13 protein-coding genes and 2 pseudogenes are annotated in these 14,007 nt (G+C 69.1%); 4 read left to right on the top strand and 11 right to left on the bottom strand.

Annotated features, from left to right (window positions below):
* Positions 1 to 61 precede the first annotated feature (61 nt).
* Entirely contained in the window at positions 62 to 904 is an 843-nt protein-coding gene (locus E5206_RS13445; RefSeq protein ID WP_136322923.1) for a BTAD domain-containing putative transcriptional regulator, read from the top strand.
* 253 nt (positions 905 to 1,157) lie between these two features.
* Entirely contained in the window at positions 1,158 to 1,463 is a 306-nt protein-coding gene (locus E5206_RS13440; protein WP_240689726.1) for a hypothetical protein, read from the top strand.
* Between the two features lie 42 nt (positions 1,464 to 1,505).
* On the opposite strand, the gene E5206_RS13435 is transcribed toward E5206_RS13440, so the two are convergent.
* Positions 1,506 to 2,126: an L-threonylcarbamoyladenylate synthase gene (locus E5206_RS13435; protein WP_136322922.1), complete on the bottom strand. Its 621-nt coding sequence runs from the start codon at positions 2,124 to 2,126 to the stop codon at positions 1,506 to 1,508.
* A 362-nt stretch (positions 2,127 to 2,488) separates the two neighbouring features.
* Here E5206_RS13435 and E5206_RS13430 point away from each other — a divergent pair.
* Together E5206_RS13430 and E5206_RS19615 are read left to right on the top strand one after the other, a co-directional pair.
* Positions 2,489 to 3,141, top strand: a pseudogene (locus tag E5206_RS13430) (ABC transporter permease); the annotation flags it as partial.
* A gap of 121 nt (positions 3,142 to 3,262) precedes the next feature.
* Positions 3,263 to 3,541 (top strand): annotated as a pseudogene (locus E5206_RS19615) (glycine betaine ABC transporter substrate-binding protein); the annotation flags it as partial.
* A gap of 100 nt (positions 3,542 to 3,641) precedes the next feature.
* Here the strand turns inward: E5206_RS19615 and E5206_RS13420 are convergent.
* From E5206_RS13420 to E5206_RS13375, 10 genes are all read right to left on the bottom strand, one after another.
* Positions 3,642 to 4,343 (bottom strand): substrate-binding domain-containing protein, encoded by a 702-nt coding sequence (locus E5206_RS13420; protein WP_136322921.1) that lies wholly within the window; start codon positions 4,341 to 4,343, stop codon positions 3,642 to 3,644.
* Between the two features lie 191 nt (positions 4,344 to 4,534).
* Positions 4,535 to 5,662 (bottom strand): XdhC/CoxI family protein, encoded by a 1,128-nt coding sequence (locus E5206_RS13415; protein ID WP_136322920.1) that lies wholly within the window; start codon positions 5,660 to 5,662, stop codon positions 4,535 to 4,537.
* On the bottom strand, positions 5,655 to 6,443 hold the full coding sequence (locus tag E5206_RS13410) for an SRPBCC family protein (RefSeq protein WP_136322919.1): 789 nt from the start codon (positions 6,441 to 6,443) through the stop codon (positions 5,655 to 5,657). Before E5206_RS13410 ends, E5206_RS13415 begins: the two co-directional genes overlap by 8 nt.
* A 26-nt stretch (positions 6,444 to 6,469) precedes the next feature.
* Positions 6,470 to 7,705 (bottom strand): VWA domain-containing protein, encoded by a 1,236-nt coding sequence (locus E5206_RS13405; protein ID WP_136322918.1) that lies wholly within the window; start codon positions 7,703 to 7,705, stop codon positions 6,470 to 6,472.
* Positions 7,706 to 7,713: 8 nt separating this feature from the next.
* Complete coding sequence (locus E5206_RS13400; RefSeq protein ID WP_205759926.1) at positions 7,714 to 8,637, bottom strand: MoxR family ATPase; 924 nt, start codon at positions 8,635 to 8,637, stop codon at positions 7,714 to 7,716.
* Positions 8,634 to 9,296: a nucleotidyltransferase family protein gene (locus tag E5206_RS13395; RefSeq protein WP_205759925.1), complete on the bottom strand. Its 663-nt coding sequence runs from the start codon at positions 9,294 to 9,296 to the stop codon at positions 8,634 to 8,636. The genes E5206_RS13400 and E5206_RS13395 overlap by 4 nt, the downstream gene beginning before the upstream one ends.
* Positions 9,280 to 10,188 (bottom strand): XdhC family protein, encoded by a 909-nt coding sequence (locus tag E5206_RS13390; protein ID WP_136322917.1) that lies wholly within the window; start codon positions 10,186 to 10,188, stop codon positions 9,280 to 9,282. The genes E5206_RS13395 and E5206_RS13390 overlap by 17 nt, the downstream gene beginning before the upstream one ends.
* A 1-nt stretch (position 10,189) precedes the next feature.
* Positions 10,190 to 12,583: an aerobic carbon-monoxide dehydrogenase large subunit gene (locus E5206_RS13385; protein WP_136322916.1), complete on the bottom strand. Its 2,394-nt coding sequence runs from the start codon at positions 12,581 to 12,583 to the stop codon at positions 10,190 to 10,192.
* Positions 12,580 to 13,107, bottom strand: coding sequence for a (2Fe-2S)-binding protein (locus tag E5206_RS13380; protein WP_136322915.1), 528 nt, complete (start codon positions 13,105 to 13,107; stop codon positions 12,580 to 12,582). Before E5206_RS13380 ends, E5206_RS13385 begins: the two co-directional genes overlap by 4 nt.
* A 5-nt stretch (positions 13,108 to 13,112) precedes the next feature.
* A complete protein-coding gene (locus E5206_RS13375) occupies positions 13,113 to 13,991 on the bottom strand; it encodes a xanthine dehydrogenase family protein subunit M (protein WP_136322914.1) in 879 nt (292 codons plus the stop codon).
* Positions 13,992 to 14,007 lie beyond the last annotated feature (16 nt).

Raw genomic sequence — 14,007 nt, 5'->3', positions numbered from 1 at the left:
AGTCCGTCTTTTCGGAACGTTTGAAGTTCGCCGGAACGGCGAGACGCTGACTGCCGCGGACATGGGCGGATGCAAGCCGCGGCATATTCTTGAAATCCTCCTGCTGAATCTTGGAACGCCGGTATCCAAGACCCGACTGATCGAAATCCTCTGGGGCCCGGGTGCCAGCGACGGCGCTGTCGCAACACTGGAGAGCTACATCAGCGGCGTCCGCCGTGCGATCCAGCCGGGCCAGTCCAAGACCGGACCGCTCCGCACCGCCAACAGCGGCTACGTCCTGGATCCGCAGCTTGTCGACCTGGATCTCGCGAATTTCCGCCGCTTGGTCCATGCAGCTGGCGGGTCGGGGCCCGCCGAGGCCCACCGGATGTTGTTGGAGGCCTTGGAAATAGCCGCCGAGCCGCTGCTGGCGTTCGAAATGACCTCCGAGTGGGCTGACGAAGCACGCAGCCAGCATGAAGCCGAGAAGGTGGCGGCAGAGCTCTTCGCCGCGGAGACTGCGGCGCTGCTTGACAAGCCCGCCGTCGCCATCGGCCTGGCCCAGGAAGCCATCCGGTCCGAACCCCTCAACGAAAGGGCCTGGACCATGCTGGTGAAGGCCTACGAGCAGGCAGGCCTGCCGGTGGAGGGCCTCTCGGCGTACGACCGTTGCCGCCGGCTCTTCGACCGCGACCTGGGCTGCGCGCCCGGCCCGGGCCTCCAAGCGGCGCACCTGAGACTCCTGAGGCAGCGTGCCGATGGCAACTCCGAGCTCTCAGAGGTCCTCGCGGCGCTGCTCTGCCTGGGCGAACGGCTGAACGGTCCCAAGGGGCGGCAACTTCCTGCGGGCGAATCCAGGCGTATGCAGGAGAACGCGGGCCGGGTCCTTGATTCCTTCCTGCAGCGGGCGCGGGCCGCCGTGTAGGGGCCGGATACCCGTCTCGCCTAATGTGGTGCCCGGTTGCCTGCGGGTGTCCGGTCAGGATCATCGCCCACGGATTCGGGCGGCTTGCGGCTGCGTTCCTGGCTGAGCTGGAAGTCAAGATCCCCAGGCCTCCGGCCCCGGCGGAGTTAGTTTCATCACGTCCTCCGCAATCTCCGGAGATCCGGTCCCCGCGAGCCTCATACTGGGAAGGACCCCGGCGGACTTTCCCCACCGCCAGGCATGAGGAGGGTCCATGAAAACCTTGAATACCTTGAAAACCTTGAATACCTTGAAAACCGTCGTGACCAGCGAGTATTTTCCCGCGTCGGCCGTGCTGTCCGGAGTGGTCATCTTCTGGACCCTGGGACTGTTCGGCGGGCTCTCCCTGCTGAGCACCAGCCAGACGCCGTTGATGACTATCACCTGGCTCCTGTTCGTCTACGGCGCGGCCGTTCTGTCGCCCCTCGCCGGAGTGCTGGCCGTCGCGGATCTCGTCCGCCGCTGGCGGCGGAACCGCCACTCACGCGGCGGTCTGCCGGGCGGTACGGCGTCCGCCTGACCTGAAGCAGCCGGGCCAGCGCCGGCGTGGGCCTGTGCCGGCCTATTCGAACCGGGAAGGGTCGCCCATTCCGCGCCGGACCACATCCGCGACCCCGCTGGAGAAGTCGATGACCGTCGTCGGCTCCGCCCCGCAATCGCCGGAATCGATCACGGCGTCCAGCACATGGTCGAGGCGTTCCTTGATCTCCCAGCCCTGTGTGAGCGGTTCCTCCTCGTCCGGCAACAGCAGCGTGCTGGACAGCAGGGGTTCGCCGAGCTCGGCCAGCAGGGCCTGAACCACATGGTTGTCCGGGATGCGCACGCCGACGGTCTTCTTCTTCGGGTGCAGCAGCCGCTTGGGGACCTCCTTGGTGGCGGGCAGGATGAAGGTATAGCTGCCAGGCGTGACGGCCTTGATACTGCGGAACACATCGTTGTCGATCTGCACAAACTGCCCGAGCTGCGCAAAGTCCTTGCAGACCAGGGTGAAGTGGTGTTTGTCGTCAAGGTGCCGGATGGCGCGGATCCGGTCCAGCGCCTCCCTGTTCCCCAGTTGCGCACCCAGGGCGTAGCAGGAGTCGGTCGGATAGGCGATCAGGCCGCCCGAACGTAAGATTTCGACCGCCTGGTGGATGGAGCGGGCCTGCGGATTGTCCGGATGCACATCGAAGTATCTCGCCATCCCACGAGCTTACGCCCGACGGCGGCCGGCCCGCCTCCGCCGGCCAAAGCCCTGGCCCTGCTGCGGCGCAGGCCGGCGCCCGTGGACGGCGTGAACGATGCCAATCGGGCATGCTTGGTGGTTACCCGCAACACTGAGGAGCCAAATGGCCTTGGCCCTCCTCCCCGTCCGTCTGGCGACGGGCTCCGGCGATTTCACTCCGAGGCGTCCCTCGAGAGCACCGTCATAACAATATTTGTAACGGTATCCGTGCCGATGGCCGGCACCAGGGTGGCCTGGTAACGGCGGATTCTCATGCGCGCCGCTATGGAGCGGACCGGGTTCCGCCCACAGACAACCGGCGCACAGCGCATGTTCCTTGATGGTTGCTCAGCGCGGACCTGTCGCCGGCAGAACTGACGACCCTGACGCCCGCAGCCCTGTGGGCCCATACCCTGGAACATCTGCAGCTGACGCTGTTGGCGGCGGTGATCGTGCTGGTCGTGGCGGTTCCGCTCGGAATTGCCTTGACCCGCAAGAGCCTGCACTTCCTGAGCGGTCCGGTGCTGGTACTGGCGAACATCGGCCAGGCTGCGCCATCCATCGGGCTCGTTGTGCTCCTGGCCTTCTGGCTTGGATTCGGCTTCTGGGCCGCCGTCATTTCCCTCGTCCTGTACGGGTATTACCTGTACTCCGGAACACCATGGTGGGACTCCAGCACGTGGACCAGCGGCTGGTGGAGGCTGGCCGCGGCATGGGCATGACCGCCGCCGCGGTCCTGCTGAAGGTGGAATTGCCGATGGCCGTACCGATCATGCCCGCCGGGATCCGCACGGCGCTGGTGCTGCTGGTGGGGACCGCCGCCCTGGCCACCTTTACCAACGGGGGCGGGCTGGGGATCCTGATCACCACGGGCGTCCAGCTCAACCTGCCCACGGTCCTGGTGGTCGGATCCTTGCTGGTTGCCCTGCTGGCGCTGTTTATTGACTGGGTTGGACGGGTCGTTGAACACGTGGCCCGTCCGAAGGGACTGTAGATGCTCTTCAAATCGAACAAACCGGCGGGAGCCGGGCACCATCCGGTCCGTTGCGGGTGCAGCCGGGGCGCATCTGACGGTCACCGGACGGAACAATACCGAGGGGCTCATCCTGGGCCAGATGGCGGTACTCGCCGTCAAGGCAGCCGGTTTCGAGGTTTCGGACCTGACAAACGTCCCCGGCAGCCAGCCCACCCGGTCCCCGATGCTTGCCGGGAAAGCAGACATCCTCTGGGACTACACGGGTACCGCCTGGCTTTCGTTCATGGGACACCCGTCCGGGATCCCCGAGCAGGACGCACAATGGCAGGCGGTCCATGACGAGGATCTGGGCAACGGCCTGACCTGGGTCGCGAAGGCTCCATTGAACAACACGTATGCCCTGGCCGTGACGAATGAAACGGCTGAAAAATACGGGCTGGCCACGTTGTCGGACATCGCCAAGCTGCCGGTTGGCCAGCGGACGTTCTGCGTCGGACCGGCCCCGCCGCCCGGCCCCCTCAGCCGGCTTCCAGCCCCGCAGCGGAGTATGCCGCCTGGGCCGGACCGGCGGTCAGGAACGCCAGCAGTGCCGCGGCGCCGGAGTGGTCCCGGGCGCCGGCAGCGATACCGGCGGAAAACTCGGTGTAGTGCTGGACGGCAGCCGGGAGCGGCCCGGCGATTATCGCCTCCGGCACGTAGCGGAGCTCGCTCACTTGCTGGACCGCAAGGTCCGCCCGCCCGTCCAGCAGTGCCAGCGCGGTGAACCCCGTCTCGACGACGGTGGCCCGTTCGTTGACCTTTTCCGCGATGCCCAGTTCCCGCATCAGCCGGGCGAGATAGACGCCGCTGGGTCCGTTCCGTGAGTAGGCCACGGAGCGGGCCGCGGTCAGTGCACTGATGAGGGCCTCTACCGTCGAAACGTCCGGTACGGGGGTGCCGGGGCCGACGGCGATACCGATCCCGGCCTTGGCGAGCGGCGCCAGCGTCCCGGCGTCGAGGATCCCGGCGTCGCCCAGCCGTTCCATCGCGGCGGCGATACCGATGACGACGTCGGGGCGTGCGCCGGCGTCGATCTCCTGGACCAGGGCGCTGGTCGTGGCGTAATGCGCGTCGACGACGGTTCCGGTTTCGCGGGTGAAGGCGGGCAGGATGGCGTCCTGCACGGCGCCGCGGAGGGCGATGGCGCAGGACACGGACAGGGCGGGGCGGATACCGGGCATGGATACATCCTGCAGCACAGCAAGCAACCTCGCGAAGTTGACGTGCTGCTCCGTAATATCAGGCTGCAAGCGCCGCGAACGTGACTGCCGTCGATGCCGCGGCCGGCGCGGAACGCCGTGTAGAGCGAGGCTGCCAGCAGCAGTGCCGTCAGCCCCCGGCTCAGGGCAGCGGTCCCGATCACCGGTGCCGGTCAATCCTGCTCGTCGTGGTGGATCCGTTCCCCGAGTTGCCGGAGTGGTTCCCCGCTGCCGTTCCACTGCTTGGCGATGAACTCCGCGGCGATGGACACCGCTGTCTCTTCGGGCGTACGGGCGCCAAGGTCAAGGCCCACCGGGCTGTGGAGCCTGGCCAGCTGCTCCTCGCCCAGGCCCGCCTCACGCAGCCTGGCAAGCCGGTCCGTGTGGGTCCGGCGCGAACCCATGGCACCGATGAAGGCGATCGGCCGGCCGCGCAGGGCAACGTCCAGCAGCGGAATGTCGAACTTCGGATCGTGCGTGAGGACGCAAATCACGGTGCGTTCATCCACCAGGCCTTGTGCCAGCTGCTCGGCAAGATAGCGGTGCGGCCAGGCGTTGACGACCTCCGCCGCATCGGGAAAGCGTGCGGGGGTGGCGAAGACAGCCCGGGCATCACACACCGTGACGCGGTAGCCCAGGAAGGTGCCCAGCCGGGCCAGGGCTGCGGCGAAGTCGATCGCGCCGAAGACCAGCATCCGCGGCGGCGGGGCGTAGCTGGCGAAGAAGACCCGCATCCCGGTGTCCAGCCGCTCCCCGTCGGGGCCGTAGCTCAGGATGCCGGAGCGGCCGGCGGCGAGCAGGCCCCGGGTGTCATCGCCCACGGCGTGGTTGGCCCGCTCCGAACCCAGGTCGCCCTCAAAGCCGTCCGGCCGCACGATCAGGTGCCGGCCCAACCACGTGGTGTCCGGGTGTTCGATGACCGTGGCGACGCCGACGCGCCGCTCACCGGCGATGTCCTGCCTGACGGCGTCGAGCTGGGCGAAGCTTTGCCGGGAAACCGGCTCGACGAAGATGTCGATGATCCCGCCGCAGGTCAGGCCGACGGCGAACGCGTCGTCGTCGCTGATCCCATAGCGAACCAGGACGGGGGTGCCGTCTTTCTGGACCTGGGTGGCCAGCTCGTACACGGCGCCCTCGACGCAGCCGCCGGAGACGGAACCGACTGCTTCCCCCTCGGCGGTGACGAGCATCGACGCGCCCGGAAGCCGCGGGGCTGACTTGAACGTGCTCACAACGGTGGCCAGGCCGGCGGTGTCACCCTTCTGCCAGCCCGGCATCATGGCGGCCAGGACATCACGCACGGTCGGACTTCAGCCTCCCGATCGCCCGGATCAGCCGGAACGCGGACGTCCGGCCCGCCCAGTAGGAGGCGCACGCCACCACCGCCACGAGCGCCAGGACCTTTCCGGGGCTGGAGAGCTGCTCCTCCGCGATCCCCTTCGCGAGGCTGAGGACGTCCAGGCTGCCGGCGGGTGCGCGGCTCGGGAGGGCGGCCGACGGCATAGGTTTGGCTGCTGGCGGGGCAGACGGCGAGGCCGCCGCCGACGGCGCGGCCGCGGGCTGGGTCACGGGTTCCGGCGCCGTCCCGGACGCCGGTGCCGCGGTCCCGGCCCCGGCGGCAGGCTCCGGCGCGGGCCCGGCGATCATGGCCTGCAGATTGCCGGCGAACAAGGCCATCATCTGTTCGGTGACACTCCCAATCACGCCCTTGCCCATGGCTGCGGCCTTGCCGGAAAGCGAGAGATCGGCGTTGACGGTGCCGCGGGTTGTGCCGCCGGCCTCGTCCGTCAGTAGCAGGGTCACCGTGGCTTCGGCGGTGCCCTGGCCGCGGGTTTCCTGCGCCTTGCCGCTGAGCACGGCGCGGTGTCCGGCGGCGTTGCGCTCGATCACGTTGAGCAGCCCTTTGTACTGCATGTTGACCGGGCCCAGCTTCACGGTCATGCCCACCTGGTAGGCGTCGTCCGAGAGCTTGTTCAGGATCCTGGCGCCGGGGACGCAGCCGGCCACACGTTCAAAGTCCATGATGGTGTCCCATACGGTGTCGATCGGGGCGACGACCGAGAAAGTGCTGTCTATCTGCATTGCTTCCCTCTTTCCTTGAGTGATGACTATCCTTCGCCGCCGATCGCGGCCGCCACCTCCGCCAATGCCGCGTAGCTGTGTCCGCTGACGAAAGCGTCGCAGTATGGCAGGGCCGCCGCCATGCCGCCCGCCAGCGGCCGGTATTCCGGAGCGGCCTTGCGTGGGTTGACCCAGATGATCCGGTGAGCCAGCCGCCGTAGCCGCGCCATCTGGGCCGCGACCTGTTCGGGATCCTCCTGCGCCCAGCCGTCCGAGAAGATCACCACCACCGCGCCGCGGGCCAGGCCGCGGCGGCCGTGTTCGTCGACAAAGTGCCGGATGCTGTCGGCAATCCGGGTGCCGCCGGCCCAGTCCGGGGCGGCCTCCGCGGCACGGGCCAGGGCCTCGTCCGGATCGCGGCGCGTCAGTTGCCGGGTCAGGCGCGTCAGCCGGGTGGAAAATACGAAGGCCTCGGCCCCGGCAGTTGCCACTGCTCCCTGCAGCACCGCGACGAAGATCCGCGCATACGGTTCCATCGAGCCGGAGACATCGCACAGCATCACCAGCTTGCGGCGCTGCTGGCGACGGCGTGCATACAACAGGCGGGTGGTGCCGGTGCCCGAGCGCCTGGCCGCGCGGACCGTGGCGCGGATGTCCAGGCGGGCGCTGCTGTGTGCTGATTTGCGGCTGCGGCGGCTCAAACGCGTTGGGGTGGCAAGCAGCAGCCGGGACGCCAGCCGCCGGATCTCCTTCACTTCCTCCCCGGTCAACTGCGCGAAGGACGTTTCGTGCAGCCGCTCCTGGGTGGAGGCCATGGCCAGCACGGCTTCCCGCTCCGGGGTGGTGCGGTCCCCGCTGTCCGGTCCCGCGGAGGCAATCGCCGGTGCCGTCCGCTGTTGCGCCGGCGCGTGTCCCGGGGTGCGGTCCTCGGCCGGGGAGGGCCGGGTGCGTGCTTCGCCAGGGCCACCGGGCGGTGACGCTGCCGGGGCCGCGGCACTGCGGGGCCGCGCGGCGGGGTCGAAGCCGCCGCGGAACACCGCAGAGAAGACGGCGTCGAAGACGGGCAGCTGTTCGCGGGCGGACACCAGCACCACCCGGCACGCCCAGTAAAGCTTGTCGACGTCGCTGGGTGGGATCAGGCGAAGGGCCTCGGCCAGCCGGGCTGCCCGGTCCGGCGAGCAAAACAGCCCCGCCCGGCGCAGCGCGGTGACGAACGCCGCAGCCAGGCCGGCCGCCTCCACCGAGGGGAGCGCGGCGGCCGTGGCCTTTATGCTCCCGGCCATCAGGGGGCTCACCCGCCCGTGCCGGCCACGAGCCAGTCGGCCCCGCGGGCGCCGACCAGTTCCAGGTCGTCGCGGTTCTTGACGATCGAGCCGAGGGTCCGTTCCGCCGTCGTGGCGTCTATGTGTCCGATGCCCAGCACGGCGAGGGCGGAGACCCAGTCGATGGCCTCGGAGATCCCCGGCGGTTTGGCGAGGTCCAGGGTGCGCAGCCTGGTGATCACCGCGGCGGCCTGCAGGGCCAGCGGGCCGCTGCTGGCCGGCACGCGGCGACGCACAATCTCCGCGATCCGTTCCGGGCCGGGGTAGTCGATCCAGTGATAGAGGCAGCGCCGGGTCAGGGCGTCGTGCAGGTCCCGCGTCCGGTTGGAGGTAAGGATGACGATTGGCGGGTGGGTGGCCCGGATGGTGCCCAGCTCCGGGATGGTGACCGCGGCCTCGGCGAGCAGTTCGAAGGTGAAGGCCTCGAACTCGGCATCGGCGCGGTCGATCTCATCCAGCAGGAGGACCGCGGGCCGCGGACCGGGATGTTCGATCGCCTGCAGCAGCGGCCGGCGCAGCAGGTATTCCGGGCCGAAGAGGTCGGTTTCGGTGACGGCGGCGTCCCGGACTTCCGCCAGGCGGATTCCGAGCAGCTGCCGCTGGTGGTTCCATTCGTAGAGGGCCTCGCCGGCGTCGATTCCCTCGTAGCACTGCAGCCGGTACAGCGGCGTGTCCAGCAGCCCGGCCAGGGCCTTTGCCGCCTCGGTCTTGCCGACGCCGGCCTCGCCCTCGAGCAGGATGGGCTGCGGCAGCCGGACGGCCAGGAACAGCGCTGTGGCCAGTCCGACGTCGGCCAGGTAGTCGCTGCTGTCGAGCGCGGCCATCAGTGACGGGACATCCGGGATCCGGCGCTGCACGTCCTCCTCCGCGCCGGTCCGCGCCGCCGTGTTCACGGCGTGCCCTCCAGTCCGGCCAGGACCCGGCGGTAGTCCTCTTCCGTGTCGACGTCCGGCGGGACGGGGCCCGGAACGGGTAGTTCGACGACGTCGTCCGCCCGCTGCTCCAGCAGCTTCCAGACTGCCTTGTCGCCGTGCAGGGCGGCAAGCTCCGGGAGCATCCGGCGGGTGAATGCCATGGGGTGGCCGACGCCGTCGTCGTAGCGGCAGACGGCGATGCCCGGGGCGCCATGGCCGCCGCTGGCCTCCCCGGCAGCCTCCCCGGTGGACAGCAGCGCGAGGACCGCCCGGGCGTTGACGGCACGGACTCCCGGCTGGTCACCCAGCAGGAGGACCACGGCGTCCGTGTCCGGGTGGAGCACGCCGATGCCGGCGGCGATCGAGGACGAACAGCCCTCGCCGAAGTCCGGGTTGAGCACGATCTCGCAGCCGCTGGTGTCGACCGTGCGCTGCACTTCCCCGGCTGCACCTCCCAGGGCCAGCACGGTCTGGTCGAAGCCGCAGTCCCGGGCGGTCGCCAGCACGGCGTCGAGGAGGACGCCGTGGCCGTAGGGGAGCAGCTGCTTGGGCCGGCCCAGCCGCAGCGACGCGCCGGCCGCCAGGATCAGCCCTGCCGTCCGGTGCATTGTGGGCGGGCGTTCAGAGGGTGAGGGCATAGCGCTCCGGATCTTTGCGGAAGGCCGCACGGCAGCCGGACGAGCAGAAGTACACGGTGGCACCGTTGTGCTCGAGCTGCAGCGAGGCTTCCACGGCGGCGACGGTCATGCCGCAGACGGGGTCGATCGCCGTCGCCGGCACGGTCGCAGGCGCCGGGGCGGCGTGCCGGGACTTCGCCCGCTCCTGGATGAGCTGGGCCAGGATCGCGAGCGCGATTTCGCCGGGGGTGCGGGCGCCCAGCTGCAGGCCGGCCGGGGTGAAGACGCGGGCGCGCTGCCACGGGTCGACGTCGAGGGATTCCAGCACCGCGGCGCCCCGCGTGCTGCTGGCCACCAGCGCGACATACGGCACTCCGGCACGCAGGGCGGCCTCGAGCGCGGCTTCCTCCGCTTTGCCGTGCGAGGCCACAATCAGCGCCGCATCGTCGGCCCGCGGCGCTGCTGATTCCCCGTCGGTGAGTTCCACGGCCAGGCCGACGCCGGAGCCGAGTGTCTCCAGGGCCTGGGCCACCGGCGTGGTGCCGACAACCAGAACCCTGGGCGCCGGGATGTGTGGCTCGAGGAAGATCTCGATGGCCCCGCCGCTCAGGCACGGGTTGGAGACCTCGACCGCGCCTTCCTCGGCGCTGCGGGACGGCTCGCCGGGGATAATGCGCAGCAGCAGGGGTTCCTGCGATGCCAGGACCCGCAGGCTGTACTCCCGCACCGAGGACTCGACGCAGTTCCCGCCGACGAAACCCTGGATCTCGCCGCTTGGCAGGATCAGGGCCGTGTCCCCGGCATGGGCGCTGGTGGGGTGCTGGGCGCGGACCACGATGGCGTGCACGAACGGCTCGCGGCGGGAGGCGAGCTCGTTCGCCCGGGCCGCAAGGGAGTCTGCAGTCGGCGTCATGTCAGATCGGCGGCCTTGCGTGGCCCTGCATGGCGGCCCAGACGCGGGCCGGGGTGCAGGGCATGTCCATGTGGACCACCCCGTAGGGTGCCAACGCGTCGACGACGGCGTTCACGATGGCCGGGGGCGAGCCGACGGTGGCGGACTCGCCGATGCCTTTGGCTCCGATGGGGTGGTGCGGTGACGGGGTGACGGTGAAACCGGTTTCCCAGTCCGGCACTTCCATCGCGGTGGGGATCAGGTAGTCCATGAACGACCCGCCCAGGCAGTTTCCCTCGGCGTCGAACTCGATGATCTCCATCAGGGCCATCCCGACGCCGTCGGTGAGTCCGCCGTGCACCTGGCCCTCGATGATCATCGGGTTGATCCGGGTACCGCAGTCATCCACCGCGATGAAGCGGCGGACCTTGACGTGCCCGGTGCCCGGATCGATGTCGACCACACAGATGTAGGCTCCGAACGGGAACGTCAGGTTCGGCGGGTCATACGTGACCTCGGCGTCGAGGTTGCCGTCGACCCCCTCGGGCAGCGTCATGGTGCCGTGGGCAGCCATGGCGATTTCCGAGATGGTCTTCCCTGCGCTGGGATCGCCCTTGACGAACCAGCGGCCCTTCTCCCACTCGAGGTCTTCCGCCCGGGTCTCCAGCATGGCCGCCGCGATCAGCTTCGCTTTCTCCCGCACCTTGCGGGCGACGAGGGCGACGGCGCCGCCGCTCACCGGCGTCGAGCGGCTCCCGTACGTGCCGAGGCCGAACGGTGTCTGGTCGGTGTCGCCGTGGACGACGTCGATGTCCTCCGGCGGGATGCCGAGTTCCTCGGCCACGATCTGGGCGAAGGTGGTTTCGTGGCCCTGGCCCTGGCTTTGCACCGAGAGGCGGACGACGGCCTTGCCTGTGGGGTGGACGCGCAGTTCGGCGCCGTCGGCCATGCCGAGGCCAACGATGTCGAAGTGCTTCCGGGGGCCGGCTCCCACGACTTCCGTGAAGAAGGAGACCCCGATGCCCATGAGTTCCCCGCGCCCGCGCCTCTCCTGCTGCTCGCGGCGGAGCTCGTCATAGCCGGCCAGCTGCATGGACAGCCGCATGGCGGGTTCGTAGTTGCCGGAGTCGTACACCCAGCCGGTCTGATTGGTGTAGGGAAACTGCTCGGGCTTGATAAAGTTCTTGAGCCGGAGCTCCGCCGGGTCCATTCCGAGTTTGCGGGCCAGGATGTCCACCATCCGCTCAACGAGGTAGACGGCCTCCGTGACGCGGAAGGAACAGGCATAGGCGACGCCGCCCGGCGCCTTGTTCGTGTAGACGCCCGTGACGGAGCAGTACGCGGCTTTGAGGTCGTAGCTTCCGGTGAAGATGGAGAAGAAGCCGGCCGGGTTCTTGGTGGGCTGGGCGGTGGCGTTGAAGGCGCCGTGGTCGGCCAGCACGTGGGTGCGCAGGGCGAGGATCCTGCCGTCCTTGGTGGCCGCGATCTCGCCTTGCATGATGTAGTCCCGGGCGAAGGAGGTGGACATCAGGTTCTCGGAGCGGTCCTCCACCCATTTGACCGGGCGGCCGGTGACGATTGAGCCGACGACGGCGAGGATGTAGCCGGGGTAGATGCCGACCTTGTTGCCGAAGCCGCCTCCAATATCGGGGGAGACGATCCGGATCTTGTGCTCGGGGATGCCGGCGACAATCGCGAACAGGGTGCGGTGGGCGTGCGGGGCCTGGGTGGTCTCGTAGAGGGTCAGTTTTCCGCTGACCGCGTCGAAATCGGCGACGGCGCCGCAGGTCTCCATCGGCGCGGGGTGGACCCGCGGGTACACCATCTCCTGGCTGACCACGACGTCGGCGGAGGCGAAGACTGCCTCGGTTGCGGCCTTGTCGCCCATTTCCCAGTCAAAGATGTGGTTGTCCGTCCGGCCCTCGATGTCGTCGCGGATCACCGGAGCGTCCGGGTCGAGCGCCTTGCGGGCGTCGATGACCGGGGGCAGGACATCGTATTCGACGTCGATCAGCTCCAGCGCGTCGCGGGCGGCGTAGCGGTCCTCCGCCACGACGAAGGCGACCTCCTGGCCCTGGAAGCGCACCTTGTCCGTGACCAGGACGGCCTGGACATCCGCGGAGAGCGTCGGCGCCCACGCGAGCTTCAGGCCGAGCAGGTCCTTGCCGGTGATGACGGCCACCACCTTGGGATGCGCCAGGGCGTTGGTGGTATCGATGGACACGAGCCGGGCGTGCGCCACCGGAGCCCGCAGGATGGCGCCGTGCAGCATGCCGGGCAGGACAATATCGTCCACGTAGTGGCCCTTGCCGCGGACAAAGCGCGGGTCTTCCTTGCGCTGGATCCGGCCGTAGCCGATCGGGCGGTCCTCGTCGCCGGCAGCCGGATTCGACGGCCGGTCGTGGATGACGGTCATGCCTTCACCTCTGTGTCCTGTGCCTCTTCGGCTGTGGCCGCGGTGTCCGCGGCCGCGGTGACGCCGGCCGGGTGGGCAGCCGCCCACTGTACCGAGCGGACGATCGTGGCGTAGCCGGTGCACCGGCAAATCTGGCCTGAAATGGCCTGCCGGATCTCGGTGGCGTCCGGGTGCGGGTTCTTATCGAGCAGGGCGCGGGCGGTCAGCATCATCCCGGGGGTGCAGAAACCGCACTGCAGCCCGTGCTCCTCCATGAAGCCCTGCTGGACCGGGTCCAGGGTTGCGCCGCTGGCCAGTCCCTCGACCGTGCGGATGTCATGTCCGGCAGCCATCGCCGCGAGGACGGTGCAGGACTTCACCGGCTGGCCGTCCATCAGGACCACGCAGGTCCCGCAGTTGCTGGTATCGCATCCCCAGTGGGTACCGGTCAGTCCGAGGACCTCGCGGATGTAGTGGACCAGGAGCACGCGGGGCTCAATGTCGGACGTGACTTCGTTGCCGTTGACGGTCATGCTGATCTGCATCCGCTTCAGCCTTCCTGGGTCCGGGCGGCGCGGGCGCAGGCTTGCCGCAGCACCCGCCGGGTGAGTTCGTCGGCGAGATGCCGTTTGTAGTCAATCGGGCCGCGCTGGTCGGACACCGGGTTGCAGGCTGCCGCGGCAAGGCGTCCGGCCTCCACAAAAAGTTCCTCTCGGGGCTGCTGGCCGCGGAGCAGCCCTGCGGCCTCGGCGACGGTGTGGCCGAGCCCGAGAGCTGTGAGTCCGACAGCGGCCTCGGCGATGGTGCCGTCCGCCGCGAGGGTCACGGACGCGCCCGCGGCGCCGACGGCCCAGTCGCCCACCCGGCGTTCGACCTTTTCGTAGGCGCTGCCGGAACGGGGATGGATCGGGAAGCGGAGCTCACACAGCAGCTCGTCCTGGCCCACCGCCGTTTCATACGGTCCGCGGTGGAAGTCAGCCATCGCCAGGATGCGCTCGCCGGCCGGCCCCCGGACCACGGCTTCCGCGCCCAGCACATCGCAGACCGTGGACAGGTCCTCGGCCGGGTCAGCCTGGCAGAGCGATCCGCCGATGGTCCCGCGGTTCCGGACGATCGGATCGGCAATCACGGCTTCGGCGTCACGGACGATGGGAAAGAGCGCCGCGATTTCATCCGACTCCAGGAGCGTCGTGTGCCGCGTCAGCGCACCGACGCGCAGGGTGTCGCCGTCGCGCAGGATGAAGTCGAGTTCGTACAGGTCGTTGATATCGATCAGCCACTCGGGCCGGGAGAGCCGGAGCTTCATCATCGGCAGGAGGCTGTGGCCCCCGGCCACGACCCGTGACTCCGTGCCGTGGCGCGAGAGGAGTTCCAGGGCGTTGTCCACCGAAGTGGCCCGCACATAGTCGAAAGGAGCCGGAATCTGCATAGTCCCACCTCACGCC

Origin of the sequence: Arthrobacter sp. PAMC25564 (genome assembly GCF_004798705.1) — a bacterium.
In the GTDB taxonomy this organism is placed as follows: Bacteria; Actinomycetota; Actinomycetes; order Actinomycetales; family Micrococcaceae; genus Arthrobacter.
Note: the sequence above shows the minus strand (reverse complement) of the source record. Positions and strands in the feature narration are given on the sequence as shown.